We start from the raw sequence: 20,968 nt of genomic DNA, 5'->3' as shown, positions 1-20,968 counted from the left end.
TTGTAGTCATGTTAATATATTTTAGCTTATAATGGATATACGCTAAAATATATTAAAATTTGTTCTATTTTTTATTGTATATGTATATTATACTATAACTTTTTATATATTTATATTGGCATATTGCAAATTATTATAAAGTAGTATAATATTAAACTGTTATATTATAAATATTGGAGGTACATATATTATGGATTTATCTTTTTTTGTGAAATCGATTAGTTTAGACGATGATAACAGAATCGTCGTAGTTGCTGGTGATGCTGTTAAAGATCAACTTTCAAATATGGAATATAGAAAACAAGCTAAGGAATTATTAAAGAAGCTTTTAGGAGATAAGTTTGTTAAACTTGAAGTATCTTCTGTATCAGCTAGAGTTACTACCACAGAAGGTACAGCTGATGAGTGTAAGAAAACAATAGAAGGCGAACTCAATAAATACGTTCAACTTGCTGCTCAGTTTATGAACAATATGAGTAATATGAAGCAAGATTAAACCCAAAGGCTATCTTAAGGATCTTTATCCAAAAGGTAGCCTTTTAATTTATATAACAATATAATAATTTTCTAACGCATTGCAACCTATAAATAAGTTGCTGGAACATTTTAATAACGCAGTAATTTGCCAATATAGGCCAATCTACTTTATAAACAATTGAGTCCAATACGTCTTCCCCGACGATGATTTGGCAAAGCCTACTCCTATTTCTGTGTAGTATTTACTTAATATATTTGCTCTATGACTTGATGAGTTCATCCAGCCATTTACTACTTCCCATGCAGTCCTTTGCCCCATTGCTATGTTTTCTCCTACTGCTGTATATCTTATGCCAAAATCTCTTACCATTTTGCTAGGTGAACCATAGGTAGGTGATGTATGACTAAAATAGTTTCTATCTCGCATGTCTGCTGATTTATATCTTGCTACTCTTGATAGCTCCCAGTTGTACTTAAGTGGCTTTAGTCCATTATTTTGTCTTTCTCTATTTGTTAGATTAATCACTTCTTTTTCTATTGCTTTTACATTTGTAAACAATGGCACGTACACTTTATCTCCAGGATATATTAGATCAGGATTCTTAAATTGTTTGTTAGCTGCTATTATTTCGCTTATTCCTACCTGATATTTTACAGCTATTTTCCACAGTGAATCCCCTCTTTTTACTGTATATGTATCATAGTCACCATTTTTAGGCTGACAATGCACATTTATTGTCGCCATAAACATTATAAAACATACTGTAGTATATATTAAAATTTTTTTTCTTTTCATAATATTTTACCTCCTAAATCTTTTTCATTTATTATGCTTTCCAATTATTATTTTAAAATAATTGTTAATTATTACTTATAATTTTGTTAGCACTCTACGACCACGAGTGCTAATTTTTTATTGACAAATATTCTCTATTGAAGTATTATATTGTTGATAATAAAAACTTTAAATTACAGAATACAAGGGGTGTTTTTTATGACTATTGAAAAAGGTAATCTTTCAATTCACAGTGAAAATATTTTTCCTATTATTAAAAAATGGCTATATTCAGACCATGATATATTCATAAGGGAGCTTATCTCAAATTGTTGCGACGCTATTACTAAGGTTAAAAGATTAAGCTCGCTTGGAGAAGCTGACTTGAAAGATGATAAAGATTTTTCTATAAAGGTTATTCTTGATAAAGATAATGAAACTCTAAAATTTATAGACAACGGAATCGGTATGACTGATGAAGAAATAAAGAAATATATTAACCAAATCGCCTTTTCTGGTGCGGAAGATTTCTTTAAAGCTTATAAAGATAAAGCTGAAAATGAGCAAATTATAGGACATTTTGGTCTTGGCTTTTATTCTTCTTTTATGGTGTCTGATTCTGTAGAGATTAATACTCTTTCTTATAAGGAAGATGCTAAAGCTGTAAGGTGGCTATGTGACGGTGGCACTGAATTTGAAATGAATGAAAGTGATAAGATTTCTAGGGGTACTGAAATAACTCTTAATATTTCTGAGGATGGCAAAGATTTCTTAGATGAACATAAAGTTAAATCAACTATAGAAAAATATTGTAATTTCATGCCTTATCCTATTTATTTTGAAGTAGCTAATAAAGAGCCTGAAAAAGATAAGGATGGTAATATAATAATAGAAGAACCAAAACCTCTAAATGATACTGTGCCATTATATACTAAAAGACCTAATGAATGTACAGATGAAGAATACAAGGAATTTTATAGTAAAACATTTAGAGATTTTAAGGAACCTCTATTTTGGATTCATTTAAACATGGATTATCCGTTTAATTTAAAAGGAATCTTGTATTTCCCTAAACTTAACAATAATTTTGATACTCTAGAAGGAGAAGTAAAGCTTTACAATACTCAGGTGTTCATTGCAGATAATATAAAAGAAGTAGTTCCTGAATTCTTATTACTTCTTAAAGGTGTAATTGACTGCCCTGACTTACCTTTAAATGTATCTAGAAGTTTCCTACAAAACGATGGTTTTGTAAAGAAAACGTCTGACTACATCACTAAAAAAGTTGCTGATAAATTAGTAGGCATGTTTAAAACTGCAAGAGAAGATTTTGAAAAATTCTGGGATGATATAAGCCCGTTTGTAAAATTTGGTATTATTAAAAACAATAAATTTGCTGACAAAGTTAAAGATATTGTTTTATATAAAACTAATAAAGATAACTATCTAAGTGTTAATGAGTATTTAGAAAAGCACACTGGTAAACTTGAAAATGAAATTTACTATGCTACTGACACTACCCAACAAGCACAATACATCAATCTTTTAGATGAACATGGTATAGAAGTTGTTCTATTAGATCACAATATTGACCAAGCTTTTATCTCTCATGTTGAAAGTGCTAATACAGATGTCAAATTTAAAAGAGTTGACTCTGATTTATCTAGCCTTTTAACTGAAGATGACGAAAATGTTGATGAAGAAGCAAATAAGGACACTCTTAAAAAGATGGAAGATTTGTTCAAGTCAGCTTTAGGCGTAGAGAAGATGAATATAGATATAAAGACTCTTAAAAACGATGATGTATCTAGTATGATACTTTTATCTGAATCAAACAGACGTATGCAGGATATGATGAAAATGTATAGTATGGGTATGGATCAAAATATGTTCCCTAGCGAAGAAACTTTAGTACTAAACAAGAAGCATCCTCTTGTAAAGTATATTATAGAAAAAGATGACAATGATACTAGCTCTATAATTGCTAAACAACTTTATGATTTAGCTATGATTAGCCACAAACCATTGTCACCTGAAGCTATGTCTGAGTTTATTAAGAGAAGTAATGAGATAATGAAGAAAATTATTTAATCCGACTTTTTTGGGACTGTCTAGATGACAGTCCCTTATTATTTATGCTTTATTTTTAATATAAAACTTCAATATATTTATAAAAACCTGTTTTTAGTGATATAACAGAGATACACACTCCATTCATCTTATGAAAATCTTGTTGTACCAAGGACTGTCTAGAACTAAAATTTTTGTATAAACTGATTAAAAATTACTCAAATATGGCAATAATTGAGATAAAGAAATCTCAAAAAATTAATTAATATACTTGGGCACACAGACAACTTAGGAACAAGACTTATTGGAATAGAATTAATTATAAGATAAGGAGGAATACGACCTATGCTACCTAAGAAATTAAAAAAAGTTAAAATATTAATATTTACACTAATCATTATTTTATTTTGCACAGCTTGCTCCAGTACAAAAAAACAATTAAGTAAGGATAATAAAGATACAAATTTTCAGCGTCCTTTTAAAGTATCAAATAATGTATATCCTTTTAATTCACATGTTTACTCATGGCAAGGATATAATTTTCATTATATTGATCAACATCCATCAGAAAAATCTAAAGGTACTGTACTAGCAGTACATGGAAACGCAACATGGGGAATTGTATATAGAAAGATGGTTAAACCACTTACAGATAAAGGATTTAGAGTAATTGTAGTAGACCTACTGGGGTTTGGAATGTCAGATAAACCTCCAGTAGCGGAATTTGATTATATGCCACACTCTCATGCCCGAGTATTAACAGATTTTATAAAGGCTAATAACCTAAACAACATTTATCTTGCTTTACAAGATTGGGGAGGACCAATCGGATTAGCTGCAGGAGTGGAAATGCCAAAAAGAATAAATGGAATTCTTCTTATGAATACATGGGCATGGGAGTTAGAGCCTATTCCAGAGGGAGAATTTGGGCCATATCATGTTGTATATGACAGAGGTATTGATGCTAAGAGAAATCCAGAACCATATCTTGAGGGTGACCTTATTAAACGTGGTGGAATTGGATTAGCAAAACGAAATGCAAAAGAAGGTACAAAAGCTTTTATAGAACTTAGAAATGCACAGTGGGGTCCTTTCTTTAACTTAGAAGAACCATATCAGGTGCTAAATAAAGAGGTCACAAAACCTTTTCATATATTTGCAAAAGCTACAGTGGAAGATAATGAGTTCTTAAGAAAACTAGATAACAATATGAATAAACTACATTCTAAACCAGTTTATTTTATGTTCGGAGATGACACAGCCTTTGGGCCACTTAAAGTTGACTTAGGACAATTTGGTAAAAGGAAAATATGTCCTGACAATTATAAGCCACAAGATGAAAAACCAACATTCAACACAAATTGTGTTGACAGCAATGGCAATTTAGCATGGCCTTATTTAGACAGATTCGTTAATAGTTGGGATAAAGACAAAGTAATAGGTGTTTGGAAAGACCCTACTCATGGACATTGGTTACAAGATGAAGTCCCAGAAATTGCGGTAGATGCTATAGAAAAATTATATCAATCAAATTAATATCTGAGTTAAGCATAGTTATTATAGTTATTTATCTCCAAAACAAAGGCTAAACTTTTATGTTATGCAAATATATACGAAAAAGAGAGCAAAATTTAAAATTTCTGCTTTCTTTTTCAGTATTAGGGCATTTTATTTCCGACAGCCCTTTTTAGTCAGCATAATAGCAGATTGTAGACAAAACCTACTTTGTAATTAGCCCTATTCTGGAGACCACATCAATTTATCTTACAATAAAACCAATTTTTTGATTATCGCAATCTCCACCCTTACCATATGCCGGTACTACTACATAATCTAAGAATCTACTTAAATCCATTTTCCCACCTCCTCTAGTCTATTCTTCATCTTTTATATTAACATAATATTAACGAATATTTTGTCGTTTTGTGTATGTATTGTAAAATATATTTTATACTTTATATTTCACTAAAGCAATCTATATTTATTTATAAAAATCTGTTTTTAGTGTTATAATGGTAAATGTGTAATTTAATAAAGAAAGAAGGTTTAGTTGTGAATAAATATTTAATACTTGCAAATCCTGGTCACAACCGTGTTTATTTTGATGAATCTATCAATATTGCTACTTCAGAGCTTAAAGCGATTTGTGATGCAAATAATATAGAAATCGATAATATAGCACACGTAGATGTGGGTCTTCCTACTACATTAGCGTTTAGCTCAGATAGAGAACTTACAATGAATGACTTTAAATTTTTGGGTTACTTTTCTATGTATTATGCTATGTTTGAAATAGTAGATGTTATGCTTTTAAAACCTATAGACGTGCCTGATTTTCATACTTTTCCTGAGAGCATGGTTCAGATATTAAAATATAGTGGCAAAACAAATGAACAGTTTACAAGACTCATGGTCAATCTTGCACTTAGTGCATGTAATACTTCAAGCAACAATATTACATTACTTGATCCAATGTGCGGTAAAGGCACTACTCTATATGAAGGTTTTATCAGAGGATTTGATGTTATAGGTGTTGAGATAAACGAAAAATGGACTAATGAAATAGAAACATATGTAGTTAGATATCTAAAAGAAGGAAGATACAAGCATAAAGCTAGCAAATTAAAATTAACAGATTCAGGTAGCAAAAAAATTGCTAATGGCTTTAATATAATCGCATCTGCAAATAAAGCTGATTTTAAGTCTGGTAATGTTCAAAAACTCCAGCTATTTAATTGCGATACAAGACTAACTAATAAGCTGATTAAGAAAAAATCATGTGATATAATAGTGTCTGATTTGCCATATGGAGTAAAGCACAAAAGTAAAAGTAAAGAAACATCAAATAAATCTAGAAGCCCTCTTGAGCTTTTAAGAGATTCTTTACCTTCTTATCATCATGTACTAAAGACTAAGGGAAGTATTGTTTTATCTTTTAATGAATTCACCATGAAGTATGATGATATCGCTATAGCTTTAGACGAAAATGGGTTTAATGTTCTAGATAACCCACCTTATATTGGTTATCTACATAGAGTTGATCAATCTATTAAGAGAAACCTTATAGTAGCAACTAAAGGCTAGGTTGATAAGTATTAATTGTGATAAAAGGAGTTATCGGAAAATATTTTATTTTCCGATAACTCCTTTTATATTTACCTACTTAAATGATATAACTTTTGAATCTCCAACTGGGTTATATCCTATTTTCATATAGATACTATTTGATATAGGATTAGCTAAATCTGTGTATAATGCTACAAATTCATTTTTCTCTAGTAGCTTACTACTAAACTCTGCTACACATGTTGTAGCATATCCTTTACATCTATACTCAGGTGGTGTATAAACCCAATTTATAACTATACCATTATCTGATTTTTTTGCTCTTGCTACCATAGATATAACTTTTCCATCATTCTCCCAAACATGTAATCTCTTAGTATCTATAAGCTCTATTGCATTCTCTCTAGCCTTATCTAGTGAAATTTTACTACCTGCATATTTAACGAAATCTTTTACCCAAGGAACTAATTCATTTATATCTTTGTTGTCTGCAAGTCTAAGTATGCCATTTTGTTTTTTTACTTCGTTAGTTTTATCGAGTCTATATATTCTCTGGTTCATATCTGTTTTTTGCTCAAGCTTATACCTCTTTGAATATCTGTTTGCAAACTCATCTATTAACTCTACTCTTCCTATGATAGCCTCTAGTTTAATATCATTATTTTCTAAGTATTCTATAGCTTCGTCTATGTAATCTATATCACCAGTAAGCACCATTTTATTTATCGTTTGTATCATTACAAACACTATTTCTTCGTTATCATCTTGTATGGCTATAAAAATATGTTTAGGATTCACCTCTTCTTGCATACACTTTGATATTATACCGAGTGAAAGTATGTTAAATGCTTCATTTTGTAATAAATAATCCTTCACTACATCGTTAAATTTACTTACATCTCTAAATCGGTTTATAACCATATATATCTCCCCTTTGACTTTTAGATATTTTAGCATAATTATCTAATTGTGTAAAGAAAATTAATTTAATTTCTTGTACAATATAACTATCTTTTTCCGTCTAATAAAAAATAAGGCATATCTGATTTTCTATTATGAAAACAGATATGCTTTATACTAAATTATTTATTTGTTATATCTCAAGGACTTAACACTAAAAAATCTACACCACTTCTTTAATATCCTCGTGTGAAAATTGGCTATTATATAGATCCTCATAGAATCCCTTTTTCTCTATTAGCTCTTTATGAGTACCACTTTCTATGATATCTCCTTCGTTCATCACTAATATGACATCTGCTTCTTTTATTGTAGAAAGTCTGTGGGCTATTACAAAACACGTTCTACCTTTCATTAGCTCATTCATTGCATTTTGTATATAAACTTCGGTTCTTGTATCTACACTACTTGTAGCCTCATCTAGTATCAATATTGCTGGGTCTGCTAAAACTGCTCTTGCTATTGTCAGTAGCTGTTTTTGACCTTGTGATATATTGTTTGCATCTTCGTTTAACACTGTTTCATAACCCTTAGATAATGTTCTTATAAAGTGATGTGCATGTGCTGTTTTTGCTGCATTATATATCTCTTCATCTGTTACGTTTTGTTTCCCATAAGCTATATTATCTTTAATCGTTCCACTAAACAACCATGTATCCTGCAATACCATACCAAATATGTTTCTTAACTCTCCTCTTTTTAAATCTTTTATATTGGCACCATCTATTGTAATACTTCCATCATTTATATCGTAAAATCTCATTAGTAAGTTTACTAGTGTTGTTTTCCCTGCACCTGTTGGGCCTACTATCGCAACAGTCTGACCACTTTTAACATCTATATTCATATTTTTTATAAGTATGTTATCTTCTTTATAGCCAAATTTAACATTTTTGAAAGCAACTTCTCCTTTTACATCTTCAATAGTTATACAATCTTTTTTATCTGGTATCTCTTCCTCTTCATCTAATACTTCAAATACACGTTCTGCTGAGGCTATCGTTGATTGTATGATATTTATAATATTTGAAACCTGCATTATTGGCTGACTGAATTTTCTTAGGTACTGTAAAAATGCTTGAATATCTCCTAGTTTTATGGCATTTTTTATCATCAACATACCACCACCGATACATACTACTACATATCCTAGATTGTTTACAAATCTCATGAGTGGCATTATTATTCCTGATATAAACTGAGCCTTCCAACCTACTTTGTTTAAGTCTTCGTTTAATCTCTGAAATTCTTCTATTGATTTATTTTCATATCCAAATGATTTAACTATCTTATGACCTGTGTACATCTCTTCTACGTGAGAGTTTATTTTACCAATTATCTTTTGTTGCTCTGTAAAGTATTTTCTTGATCTCTTTGCAACTTTTTTAGTTAAAAATATACATGATGATAATGTTAAAACTATCGCCAATGTCAATATCACATTTATTGATAACATCATTATAACTACACCAACTAGAGTTATGACTGACATTATTATTTGAATTATGCTCTCTTGTAATGAACTACTAATATTATCTACATCATTTGTCACTCTAGATAATATTTCTCCATGTGTATGACTGTCTAGATATTTTAACGGCAATCTGGCTATTTTTTCGTTTACATCTTTTCTAATATCATAAACTATCTTTTGTGATATTCCTGCCATTATATAACTCATAATATACGTAAATAATGAGCTTACTACATACAAGGCTGTTAACGACAATAGTATCTTAGCTATATATTCAAAATTAACCATCGAATCAGCATTTCCAGCTAATCTAGCTTTAAATACATCAAACAATTCTGTGGTTGCAAGTCCCATAATTTTAGGGCTTACTATACCAAATAACGCTCCTGCTATAGATAACAACAAACATATTGCTATACTATACTTTCTAGGTTTTAAATACCCTGCCAATCTCTTAAGGGTTCCTTTTAAATCCTTTGGTTTTTCATGTGGCATTGCTATTCTAGGAACTCCACGCCCTTTTCTATGCATTTGTTTTTTGCTCATGCTAATTCCTCCTCTGAAAGCTGAGATAGGACTATCTGTTTATATACATCACATGTATTTATCAATTCCTTGTGTTTCCCTACTCCTGCTATTTTTCCATTATCAAGTACCAGTATTCTATCAGCATCCATAACAGATGATACTTTCTGAGCTACTATAATCACCGAACTATCGGCAGTTTCTTCTTTAAGAGCTTTTCTAAGCTTTGCTTCCGTCTTAAAATCTAATGCGGAAAAACTATCATCAAATACATATATCTGTGGTTTTTTTGCAAGTGCCCTAGCTATTGATAATCTCTGTTTTTGACCACCTGATAGATTTTTACCTCCTTGTGCTATCTCTGATTGATACTTGTCATCCATTTTATTGACAAAATCATCAGCCTGAGCAATTTGACAAGCTTTTATTATATCTTGGTCGTTTATATCTTCTAATCCAAACTTGACATTGTCTGCTACACTACCTGTAAATAGAAGTGCTTTCTGAGGTACTAGCCCTATTTTATCTCTTAACTTCTTTTGGTTCATGTCTCTAATATCCATATCATTAATTAATATATTACCTTCACTTGCTTCATAAAATCTCAATAATAGGTTTACTATTGTACTCTTGCCAGAGCCTGTACCTCCTATTATAGCTGTAACTTCTCCAGGATCTGATTTAAACGATATATTTTCTACTGCAGGCTCCTCGGCATTATCATATCTAAATGTTACATTTTTAAATTCTAAATATCCTCTTTTTTCATTATCATTTAAAGTTTTTGGATTATCTTTAATACTTGGCTGTTTATCAAGTACTTCGTTTATTCTCGTCGCTGAAGCAAATGCTCTTGGTACCATGAAAAAAATCATAGCTATCATTAATAGTGATGACATAATCAATGTTATATATTGTATAAATGCCATTAAGTCACCTACTAACATATTGGAGTCATTTACTCTATATGCTCCTAACCATGTAACTACTACTGTAGTAATGCTGAAAATCAACATCATTATAGGTGATAATATTGCGATCAGTCTATTAACTCTTAATGATATATCTGTCAACTCTTTATTTGAATTATTAAACCTATCTATTTCAGTATCAACTTTGTTAAAAGCTCTTATTACTCTTATGCCTGTAAGTCTCTCTCTGAGAACCAAATTTAATTTGTCCAATTTCTTTTGTCTTGCCTTAAACATAGGTATAATCCTTCTAGCAACTAATACCATTATCAAATTAAGTACTGTTACTACTAGTATTATAATAACTGATAATTTTAAGTTTTTTGATACTGCCATAACTGTACCACCAATAGCCATTAATGGAGCTTTTATGAATATCCTCAATGATGCAATAACTATATTTTGTATTTGTGATACATCATTTGTGGTTCTTGTTATTAGTGATGAAGTACCTATATCATCAAATTCACTTAATGAAAAACTTTCTACTTTTTTAAATATCTTATTTCTTAAATCTCTTGCAAAACCATTACCTAGTCTTGCCCCTAGATAATTTGTATATAACGCTGAACCTACTCCTACTGCTGTTACTCCCAGCATTAGTCCACCTACCCTGACTATATACCCTATGTCATTATTGACTATTCCTATATCCACTATTTTTGCCATGAGCATTGGCAGAAACAAATCTGTTAATGTCCCTATTATAGTCAAAATCATTATGAATACAACCGACGTTCTAAACGGCCTTAATCCTTTAAAAAGTCTCAGCATATTTCTATCCCCTTTGTCTTCTTAATTATAGCTTTTCAAGTATAACTATCATTTCTTTTAAGTTTTTAGTAAATCTAGCTATAGTTTCTTCATCTAGTTTATTCAAGTTATTTAATATAGCTTCTCTTACAAGTTTTCTTGACTTCTTTATTTCTTCTTTCCCTTTTTCTGTTACAAATAGATTGATTACTCTTCTGTCTTTTTCATCATATTTTCTTTCAATTGCACCTACTTCTATAGCTTTATTGACCATTTTAGATAAATTTGGCTTTGATATCATCAATTTTTCACAGTAAAATTTCATAGGTCTACCATTGAATTTATCTACTAATGTCACTAGATGATAATACTTTCCATGGTTTTTATATGGTATACCTTTAAATATATTATTTCCAAATAAAGGCCAAAATTTAAATATAATATCTACTAAAACTTCTTTATTTTTATCCATACCATCCTCCTAAATAGTTATAATGTATAACAGTTGTTAAGTATATTTGTTATCATGTATAACTATTATACATTTTTTTTGGTATATAGTCAATACTATTAGTATACTTTTTTTACTTTTATTTACTAGAAATATAGTATTGTATGTTGTCAATTTTATATATATAATATAGACAACTATTAATAAAGGAGGCAATAGCATGGAATATGAAATACTATATAGAGGTTCTTTTCCTATGGTTAAAGTAAACCTTATAAAAGGAGAGGAAATAAAAGCTGAATCTGGAGCAATGGTAGCTATGTCTAGCACTATAGATGTTGAAGGAAAGCTTGAAGGTGGATTGTTCAAAGGTATTGGTAGAAAATTATCTGGTGAAAAGTTCTTTTTTCAGACTTTAAAGGCAAATAGAGGTAACGGAGAGGTTTATTTTACTACATCTGCACCAGGTGGAATTATCACATTAGAACTTGATGGTACTAATGAATATATCCTTCAAAAGGATGGCTTTTTAGCATCAACTCCTGATGTAAATATAGATTCTAAAGTTCAAAATCTAGCTAAAGGAATTTTCTCTGGCGAAGGACTCTTTATTTTAAGAGCCAGTGGAAACGGTACATTATTTATAAGCTCGTTTGGTGAAATTCACGCAATAGATATACCTGCTGGTGAGGAATATATAGTTGATAACCAACATCTAGTAGCTTGGCCAAGTAATGTAGACTATAATGTAGAAAAAGCAGCTAGTGGATGGATATCATCCTTTACTTCTGGAGAAGGTTTAGTATGTAGGTTTACAGGTCCTGGTAAAATATATATACAAACAAGAAATCCTTCTGCTTTTGGTGGATGGCTAAGACCTTACATTGGGCAAAGATAAAAGGACTGTTTCCGTATCCTAAGACAGTTACAGCACTTAGATTGATGACAAAGTCATCTAGGATAACAGACTGTAGAAAGACCATGTTAAATTGAGTAGCAGAGCTTACTTATAGATAAGTGAATAACGGAAATCTTGGGAAACATAGAAATTAAGCTTTCTTCTATAAGTCGGAGGGCTGTTTCAATATCTGAAACAGCCCTTTTGTTTTGCCCTGCAGTTAGTTATTGTTTTTTAGGAATTTTAGTTTTAATATCTAGCAGTATATCTTGTTGAATCTAAGTAGTCGTAATCAAATAACGGACATGCAGTACACGTACACTTATATGAATATATTAGTGTGTTTTGTCTTGGAGTAACTTTTTTAGTTAATTTTTTCATAAACTCACCTCCTAATAATTTTTATCCTTACTTTGATTATACTATAATTTTAAATATTTGTAATATTTTTCTTGTTGAAGCTATAAAATATCCCCCTAAGAATCTTTTAAAAGATGTTTAGAGGGAAGTTTATTTATCTTATAATGGTTTATAAAAATTTTGTGTGTAGTACATATAGTTTTTACTTTTATCTAGCCATATTCCATTTCCTAAATGTGTATAATTCTTACTCAATATATTTTCTCTGTGTCCTGACGAATTCATCCATGCCGTATGCACATCAAATATATTTCTTTGCCCTGATGCTATATTTTCTCCAGCAGCCATAAAATTGATACCTTCATTTTTCATTCTATCAAATGCTGATTTACCATCTAAACTATCATGCCCAAAATAATTATTGTCTACCATGTCTTTACTGTGTTTTCTAGCACTAGCATTTGCCTGAGTTGACCATCTAAGCTTTAATAGATTCCTTTTAACTCTCTCTGCATTTACTATATCTAATAGCCCTAGTTCCATGTTTTTTAAATCTTTTTGAGTCGTTGCAGGGCTATATTTTACTTTTGAGTCCAACACTAAAATTCCTAATATTTTATTATCATATATGTGTAAATTTGCTGTGAATTTTTCATTGTTTATTATAAACTTATTTTCAATGACTTTTCCTTTGTAGTATTTGTTTATATCTTGTATTGTGCTACCTATATCTAAGCCATTTACATTTGTCAATGTAGTATTTGTATAATATCCTACAACTTTGCCTTTACTAATAAGAATCATACCAAATTTTGAATAATCACTATTGTAGATGTACCATTTATATCCACTAGATTCTTGATCTATACGGTTTGGATTACCTAGTACTTTCTTTACTTCTGATTCTTTTAACCCAAGATCTATATCTCTATACTTAAAATCACTGCTTCCTGTCCATGCTTCATTAGGTATTATTCTTTTCTTTGGATAAAGCATCCTTACTATTATTGTAGAGCTCTCAGCTCTTGTTGCTGACATGTTAAACCCAAATCTACCATCTGTAAATCCAGTTATTATGCCTTTTGAATATATTTTTAATGCCATTTGCTGATCTGCTTTATTCATAGATGAATAATCCTTAATTTGATTACTATATTTACTAATATCTTTATCGTACTTTTCGTCTAAGCTATTATAGATTATTCTTGCCATTTCTCCTCTGGATATATATTTATCATAATTATCAAAATCGCCTTTATTTATTAAACCTTCTTCCAATGCTTTATTTATATAACCTGCATCCCAATCATTTTTAAGTGGCTTTATTTTGTAATTTAGTGATTCTACGACCATTTTTATAAATTCGTTTACTTTTACTTTGTCGTTTGGTCTAAAAGTGTTATCTAAATAACCATGTATTATATTTTTCTCTATTAGCAATTTGACATCATCATAGTACCACCCAGTTTTGTTGATATCTTTTAAGTCAGTTATTGATACCATTGCATATGAATTAATTGTAAATATCATAATTAATATAACTGACATAATAATTTTAGTTTTTTTAGATTGTAACACTCTTTCTAACACCTCCTATATTTCTTCTCATATTATGTTAACTATATTATAACAAAATATTGTTTCACTTGTATAACAATATGATTATATATCATGTCATTTTATTACATTTCAAAGATTAAAATAATTCTTTTAATGTTACTGTCTATTAAAAATTCGTGTTTGTAAATTCTTATAATTACTCCTAAGAGCAAAATATGCAAAGTTTTGTAAAAAGAGTGTAAAGCTAGACATTTTTTCCATTATGCTATATAATTATATTAAATTGAATTATTCCAAGGAGGCGACCTATTTGGAAATAAGCATAAATGATAAAGCAGTTGTAAACATACAAGAAATTTTTAATCTCATTAGAAACGGAAAATATGAAGAAGCTTTTTTATTATCTTCCAAAATAACAGATAGAGAGACTCAAGACCAATTATTCCACGAATGGATTAAATCCCTAACAGAGTTTTATTCATGTAGCAAAAAGAAGACAGCAATACAGCTCTTAGAAAAAGTTAAACCAAATAAGTTAGAAAACGAAATTCATTTCCGGATAGTTAACTCTTTGATGAATTTTCATATTGAGAATGAAGATGAGCTAAACTTCATGAAATATAAAAAACAACTAACATCAAAGTTATATAGACTTAATAATAATGAACTTGCAGCTAAAATATTTGGTAATATTGCAAACGGTTTTTATGTTTTTAAAAACTACGAAGAATCATTAATTTATTGTGAAAAAGTAATAAAAATAGCTCAACAATTCAAATTATTTAATAGAACTTTTTTAGTAACTACTATGATAAAAATCATGAATTTATTCTATTTAAGAGATTATATAAATGCAAATATACTTAAAGAAGATTTTTATAATTTTTTAAAATTCACAGATAATTTATGCGATAAAGATTATCTAGATAAAGCAATTGATAAATTTAATGAGGAGGTGAAGTATGATAAAAAAAATAACAAAGAAACTTTCTAAAAATCCATTATATTTAGCTTTTTTTATCACTTTATTTAATTCTACTTATGAATATGTACGTTGCCTTATTGATTTTCCAGTTATTCACTAAATAAAAAGCCATCATATAGATGGCTTTATCAGTTGAAGTTTATTTGCTTTTTTAAATTTACTATAATATTATCAGTAAAAATATATATAATATTCTTTTCTACTCTATTTTTTCTGAATCATACACCACTTATCTATATCTTCAAAACCTATATTTTTGTATACTCTTCCTGCTTTGGGATTATCATAAAATAGACACAGCGTCTTATCATTTTCTAGTAATTCTTTACACAAAGCTCGTACACACATTGAACCGTACCCTTTTTTTCTATAGTTTTTATCTGTACAAACCCCAACTATCATAGCTGATTTAGAGTTTTCTGCTATTGCTGATGCCGTTGATACTACTTTACCATCAATTTTTACTATATATTGCTTTCTAAAATCATCTTTAATTTCTTTTATTATTTCATCTCTATTATAACTAACTGTAAATTCCTCTATACCGTCTCTAAGCTTAAACATATCATCTATATCATCTAATGTAAACTTTTCTGCCAGATTATTAACATTATCTTCATCATTATATGTATCTTTAGTGACTTTTGCAAAGTACATCTCTCTAAAATTATCATGATCAATTAAATCTTTTATTTTTAACATCACTTCTTTTTTACCTGAAATAGCTTTATATTGTGATTTTTCCATAATAGAAACAAAACCTTCTACGTCAAACTCTCCCTTGGAATATACAATATAGAATTCTTTATATCTGAGCAATACTCCTTTTATTTTATTGCTATCATTTACATCTGCCCAAACCTTGATAATGCTTTCATCATAACCATAATTCTCTATGTCTCCTATTATAAACAAGTTTATTTCACTTTCTTCATAGAGATACTCCATTAGTTTTTCGTTATCCTTTTCAGTTAGTCTAACAATCATCACAAATCACCCCTCTAAGCTTTTTATGAGTATATAATACTGTGGTGGGATTTGTCAATGGTTAATCATCAGTTACAAGTCACAATAATTCATATAACTTTATTCTTTTTTAATTCTATTTCACAATATATAATTGAGCCAAATCCAAATATAAATACTTCTATCATTACAGAAATAAAAATAATCTTATCTGAAATAATATTAAATATATTGAGTATTAAACACACAATCGATATTGGCATCATAACTATCCCTAACATTAACAGGAATTTTGAAAATAGACATTGCCCTTTGTACCAATTTTCTCGACTTTTCATTGATGTTGGCGTCTTGTATCCACCGTAACATTCTACTATTTTTTTCAGACCTTTAATTTTCTTTGCATCTGGTGGATATTTGGGTGGTTTATATTTGAATAATATTCCTCCACCAATCATTAAAATAGCAAACATAGTATTTATAATCAAAAGAACCCACATAATATCCCCCTTTGAACTTGCTTGATATCTACTTCACTTTTATAAGTTCCTCATTGTAGCATACATTTCTGCCTTCTTTGGCTAAATCATACCATTTATCATGGATTTTTACTCTTACTACGTCTGCTGTATAATCATTATTGCTTTCTTTATCGTTTCTAAGTAAACTAGAGCCTACTCCATATATGTCTACTGGAACTTTAAATTTTTCAAAGTATTTTATCTTCTTTGCATTAAATCCACCTGTTACTATTATCTTTATACTTTGACACCATTCTTTTAATACTCTTAATTTACCTTTTTCTATGTCTTCTTTTGTAAATTCTTTTGCCCAATCAATATATGCTGTGTCTATCGATGACCTTAGATTCCATATGAGTTTTGGATTTACTCCAAAATCTTCTTCACTACTTGGATATTTAATACTTTTATCAATCATGTTTGATGATGTATCTGGTCTAACTCCATATAGTTTGTATTTTTTAGCTTCTTCTAGCTGACCTTTGCTGTAATATTGCCAATACTTATCAAACATTTTCTTCATTACTCCTAATGTCTCATTCACGCAATCATTGTGAAAATCTATGAGTACTATCCTTAATATTTCTACTGGCATTATTCTAGAAAATTGAAGCATTGTTTCTGCTGTATTGCCTAAGAAAGATGCTATTGTAGCATGTGCTACTGTTCCACCACCTTTTCCACCCCACCATGATCCTTGTTCGTTTGTGGATACAAATGGATGAAGCTTCTTTTTGTGCGTATTATTATAGCACTCTACAGCTACTTTATGTGCATATCCATGTATTCCTTGCATTTTATAATGTGCAAACCTTGCTGGAAAAAACAATATATCTTTACCATTTGCTGCAACGAATGTATTATACACATTTGTTGCTATTCTTGTAGGCTCAGACATCACACCTAAAAGTACTGTTTCTAAATGTGCAAAATCTCTATATCTTCCTCTAATTTTTAATACTGGCTTTACTTCTGATGGATTACCACTGTATTCTACAATTGTTCCATCTTCTACTGCTTCTATCTTTATGTCTTTGTATGTATTTATAAATTCTCCATTTTCGTAATATCCTGTGCATTCTTTTAAAATTGATAAAGCCTCGTCTACCCCTACTACCACGCTAAAAGGCTTTCTTCTTGTAAAAAACTGCATCTCTACTTCTAGGTTGCCATTCTCTACATCCGTCGTATCTACTTGTGAAAGATCACTTTCATTATCACCAAATTTATATCCCTCTTTTGCTAATGTTGAAAGTATCCTAACGTTATTGTTGAGGTATTCATCTGTAAACCATCCCATTTTAACTCTATCATCAATTTGAAATAATTTATCATCTAATCTTTTTTTATTAAATTTAGTCATTTGTCATCTCTCCTTACTGTTCTTGATCCCAATTTATATTTAGCTTGTACAATCTAGCAGGTTTTGGACTATATTTTTTGGACTTTTTATCTGTCTCTATCAACTTGTATTTAAACTTCTTTCTAAAATTTTGATTTGTATAATCTTTACCTGTTAGTAATTTATATGTTGAATGAGCCTGTGCTATTGTAAAATACTGTGGTAAGAGGTTGAACATTATATCCGTATAGTCAACTTTATTTTTCAATCTCTCTAATGCATAACTTATAATTTTTATATGATCAAAAGCTATATTTTCGTCTTTCATGACTTCTGTTCTCTTTTGTTTTATACTACCTTTTACTGTTATTATTTCTTTAATTGTTCCAACTATCTTGATATCCTTATTTGTTAGTATTATTTCATATATTTCCTCCTTTATGTAACCATAATCTGTTAAGGATTTGTTTAACTGTTTAAATTTCTTGTTAACTTCGAACCATCTTGCATCTTTGGCATGATTACCAGCTTTTATTTTTATTTCATCACTATTGACTAATGCCATATACGACACTGAAAGTATATGCTCTCTAGGATCTCTGCTTACATCATCCCATGTATAGAGCTGTTCTATATATATGTCTTTTAATGATATTTCTTCATATAGTTTTCTCATTGCAGCTTGATATGTTGTTTCTTGTTCTTTTTTTACAAAGCCCCCCGGCAATGCCCATTCGTTTTTATATGGCGTATTCTCTCTTTTTACTAGTGCTATCTTCAGCTTCTTATCATCCAAATCGTTTGAATTCTCTTTTCCTTCTTCGTTCTGTACAGTAAATACAAGTGTATCACATGTCACGTAAAATCTAGATGCATAGTTAGATAAATATGTATCATGTTCCTTTATTATATTGTTGTCCACACTAACACCTTCTTTACAAAAGAAATTAACCTCGAGTTATTAACTTTTAGTTCCTAACTCAAGGTTAATTATATATCCTGATTTCATTTATGTCAAGGGATTAATTTGTTTCTAGTTTTATTAAGCATTTTTTCATTATATATAAACCCTCTTTGTCAATGTGATTGTATTCTTTAATGGATCTGACAAATTCAGATAATGCTATCAGATACAATTTGTGCTTATAAAATAATTTCCCTAGTCTCAATAATACCTCATCATTATCAATAAATTCTGTTAAATACAAACAATCATCAAATATTTCACTTCCTGCTGTCGCCAATATCTTATCAAGAAGATTATATATTTCTTCTTCATATCCATTTGATTTTTTTTCAAGCTCTATTAATATTTTGTTTGTTATCTTAGTATTTTTATCAAATACGCTATACACTAACAATCTGTAAACTAACGATTTTTTTGTATAATTAAAACTTATTTTATAGAGAACTTCTTTTGCTTTATCAATTTGATTTAAATACAGGTAGCATAATATTTTATCAAACCCTGCATTTTCTATATTTTCTATATTATCAATACTATTAAATTTATTTATCGCATCTTCATATTTTTTAATTCTCATTAGCAATACGCCTTCTAGATACATTGCCTTTTTATTTTTCTGGTTTATTTTCCTGAGCAATTCTCCAGCTTCTACATATTTTTTGATGTCTATTAAAACCTCTACTAAATCACATATTACATTTTCTTTTGTCTCATACATCTTCAATCTAAGCAACAACTCTTCGATATACCCAATATCTCTATCTTCTAAAAGCAATATTTCTACTATTTTGGAATATGCTTTTTTAAATCTTGGATTTATTTTTACTGATTTTATATAATATTCAAAAGATTTCTCGTAACTTTCTGTTTCATAGTGTATTTCTCCCAAATAATAATTAGCTAAATAATCACTACTTCCTATTCTTTGATATAGTTTAGGAGATTTTTTTTGTAGTTTTAGATATGTCTCAAACATTGTCTTTGCCTTTAGTAACTCACATTGTTTTATATTGAGTAATCCTCTTACATAATATAACTCAGGTAAATTCTCATATATACGAAGTGCTTCATTTGATAATTTATATGCATGCACATACATCCCTAACTCTATATAACATATGCATGATCTATAAAGTAATACTGGGCTAATTTTAGCCTCTCTATCAAATACCTTAAGCAATTGTATATAGTATTCCATAGCTTTCTTGTAGTCTTTTTTATAGTACATTTTGCTACCTAGGTTAAAGTATTTTGTTATTATTTCGTTATCCGCTTTCATATCTGCTAAGTTTTTATCTTCTGCGGAAAATGTCATTCTTATATATGGATAAAACTTAATTTCGTTTGAATCTTTACTATAAAACCCTACTACACAATCCTTTTCGCTATCTTGTAATGGTTTTATCTCCATTATAAATTCGTTTTTGTTGATAGAAGCTTTGTAGAGTTTTGTTACATCTATTTTTATATATTTATCTAATTCATCTTTTATTTCAAAGTATGCTTCATGAGGCTCTGATTGTAACAATTCATTTTGATAAGTTATCTTATTTTCATCAAATGAATCTATCAGTCGTATTACTTTATATTTTTTAGTTACCTCTTTATTCTCATTTTTCATAATATAAATATTGAGTTCTATTTTTTCTACTTTGTTGTGTGATTTTAATGAAGGTAATTCAAATTGTAAATATGTGTTATACACAGATTCTCCTTTTGATATACCTATGAAAAAGTTATGGTCCTTACCATAATTTTGATCCTTATTATTACTGCTGACCATAGCATCTTTTGTAGGATAAATAATAAGCTCTTTCATTTAATCACCCTTCGTTTGCTATTAATTC

Annotated in this window: 18 protein-coding genes; 6 read left to right on the top strand and 12 right to left on the bottom strand. The window is 29.4% G+C overall.

The genetic code is table 11. The features are described 5' to 3' along the window. Nucleotides 1–190 precede the first annotated feature (190 nt). On the top strand, nucleotides 191–496 hold the full coding sequence (locus P3X86_RS00970) for a hypothetical protein (protein WP_483290752.1): 306 nt from the start codon (nucleotides 191–193) through the stop codon (nucleotides 494–496). 144 nt (nucleotides 497–640) lie between these two features. Here P3X86_RS00970 and safA read toward each other — a convergent pair whose 3' ends face one another. Next, nucleotides 641–1,273 carry a SafA/ExsA family spore coat assembly protein gene (gene safA, locus P3X86_RS00965; RefSeq protein ID WP_483290751.1) on the bottom strand — a complete coding sequence of 211 codons (633 nt, stop codon included), beginning with the start codon at nucleotides 1,271–1,273 and terminating at the stop codon, nucleotides 641–643. Between the two features lie 198 nt (nucleotides 1,274–1,471). On the opposite strand from safA, the gene htpG reads away from it, so the two are divergent. The 3 genes from htpG to P3X86_RS00950 all read left to right on the top strand — a co-directional run bounded on the left by htpG (nucleotide 1,472) and on the right by P3X86_RS00950 (nucleotide 6,406). Beyond that, nucleotides 1,472–3,343, top strand: a complete 1,872-nt coding sequence (gene htpG / locus P3X86_RS00960) for a molecular chaperone HtpG (RefSeq protein WP_483290750.1) — start codon at nucleotides 1,472–1,474, stop codon at nucleotides 3,341–3,343. A 324-nt stretch (nucleotides 3,344–3,667) separates the two neighbouring features. Further along, a complete protein-coding gene (locus P3X86_RS00955) occupies nucleotides 3,668–4,858 on the top strand; it encodes an alpha/beta fold hydrolase (protein WP_483290749.1) in 1,191 nt (396 codons plus the stop codon). 516 nt (nucleotides 4,859–5,374) lie between these two features. Then, nucleotides 5,375–6,406, top strand: coding sequence for a TRM11 family SAM-dependent methyltransferase (locus tag P3X86_RS00950; protein ID WP_483290748.1), 1,032 nt, complete (start codon nucleotides 5,375–5,377; stop codon nucleotides 6,404–6,406). Between the two features lie 75 nt (nucleotides 6,407–6,481). Here P3X86_RS00950 and P3X86_RS00945 read toward each other — a convergent pair whose 3' ends face one another. From P3X86_RS00945 to P3X86_RS00930, 4 genes are all read right to left on the bottom strand, one after another. After that, a complete protein-coding gene (locus P3X86_RS00945; protein ID WP_483290747.1) occupies nucleotides 6,482–7,309 on the bottom strand; it encodes a GNAT family N-acetyltransferase in 828 nt (275 codons plus the stop codon). Nucleotides 7,310–7,511: 202 nt separating this feature from the next. Next, complete coding sequence (locus P3X86_RS00940) at nucleotides 7,512–9,368, bottom strand: ABC transporter ATP-binding protein (protein ID WP_483290746.1); 1,857 nt, start codon at nucleotides 9,366–9,368, stop codon at nucleotides 7,512–7,514. Continuing rightward, on the bottom strand, nucleotides 9,365–11,092 hold the full coding sequence (locus P3X86_RS00935) for an ABC transporter ATP-binding protein (RefSeq protein ID WP_483290745.1): 1,728 nt from the start codon (nucleotides 11,090–11,092) through the stop codon (nucleotides 9,365–9,367). The genes P3X86_RS00940 and P3X86_RS00935 overlap by 4 nt, the downstream gene beginning before the upstream one ends. 25 nt (nucleotides 11,093–11,117) lie before the next feature. Further along, a complete protein-coding gene (locus P3X86_RS00930; RefSeq protein WP_483290744.1) occupies nucleotides 11,118–11,543 on the bottom strand; it encodes a MarR family winged helix-turn-helix transcriptional regulator in 426 nt (141 codons plus the stop codon). A 199-nt stretch (nucleotides 11,544–11,742) separates the two neighbouring features. Here P3X86_RS00930 and P3X86_RS00925 point away from each other — a divergent pair, with 199 nt between their 5' ends. Next, entirely contained in the window at nucleotides 11,743–12,420 is a 678-nt protein-coding gene (locus tag P3X86_RS00925; protein WP_483290743.1) for a TIGR00266 family protein, read from the top strand. 249 nt (nucleotides 12,421–12,669) lie between these two features. Here the strand turns inward: P3X86_RS00925 and P3X86_RS00920 are convergent, their stop codons facing one another. Beyond that, nucleotides 12,670–12,801: a hypothetical protein gene (locus P3X86_RS00920; protein ID WP_483290742.1), complete on the bottom strand. Its 132-nt coding sequence runs from the start codon at nucleotides 12,799–12,801 to the stop codon at nucleotides 12,670–12,672. A 138-nt stretch (nucleotides 12,802–12,939) separates the two neighbouring features. Continuing rightward, on the bottom strand, nucleotides 12,940–14,358 hold the full coding sequence (locus P3X86_RS00915; protein ID WP_483290741.1) for a CAP domain-containing protein: 1,419 nt from the start codon (nucleotides 14,356–14,358) through the stop codon (nucleotides 12,940–12,942). Nucleotides 14,359–14,650: 292 nt separating this feature from the next. Between P3X86_RS00915 and P3X86_RS00910 the strand changes: the two genes are divergently transcribed. Continuing rightward, a complete protein-coding gene (locus tag P3X86_RS00910; protein ID WP_483290740.1) occupies nucleotides 14,651–15,334 on the top strand; it encodes a hypothetical protein in 684 nt (227 codons plus the stop codon). Nucleotides 15,335–15,529: 195 nt separating this feature from the next. Here P3X86_RS00910 and P3X86_RS00905 read toward each other — a convergent pair whose 3' ends face one another. The 5 genes from P3X86_RS00905 to P3X86_RS00885 all read right to left on the bottom strand — a co-directional run bounded on the left by P3X86_RS00905 (nucleotide 15,530) and on the right by P3X86_RS00885 (nucleotide 20,940). Beyond that, nucleotides 15,530–16,312, bottom strand: a complete 783-nt coding sequence (locus tag P3X86_RS00905) for a GNAT family N-acetyltransferase (protein ID WP_483290739.1) — start codon at nucleotides 16,310–16,312, stop codon at nucleotides 15,530–15,532. Nucleotides 16,313–16,401: 89 nt separating this feature from the next. Next, entirely contained in the window at nucleotides 16,402–16,791 is a 390-nt protein-coding gene (locus P3X86_RS00900; protein ID WP_483290738.1) for an SdpI family protein, read from the bottom strand. A gap of 28 nt (nucleotides 16,792–16,819) precedes the next feature. Further along, complete coding sequence (locus tag P3X86_RS00895) at nucleotides 16,820–18,175, bottom strand: nicotinate phosphoribosyltransferase (protein WP_483290737.1); 1,356 nt, start codon at nucleotides 18,173–18,175, stop codon at nucleotides 16,820–16,822. A gap of 13 nt (nucleotides 18,176–18,188) precedes the next feature. Then, complete coding sequence (locus P3X86_RS00890) at nucleotides 18,189–19,076, bottom strand: NUDIX hydrolase (protein WP_483290736.1); 888 nt, start codon at nucleotides 19,074–19,076, stop codon at nucleotides 18,189–18,191. Between the two features lie 100 nt (nucleotides 19,077–19,176). Beyond that, nucleotides 19,177–20,940, bottom strand: a complete 1,764-nt coding sequence (locus tag P3X86_RS00885; protein ID WP_483290735.1) for a DNRLRE domain-containing protein — start codon at nucleotides 20,938–20,940, stop codon at nucleotides 19,177–19,179. Nucleotides 20,941–20,968 lie beyond the last annotated feature (28 nt).

Source organism: Abyssisolibacter sp. ZYX002 (assembly GCF_056892235.1).
This window is presented reverse-complemented; position numbering and strand designations above follow the sequence as displayed.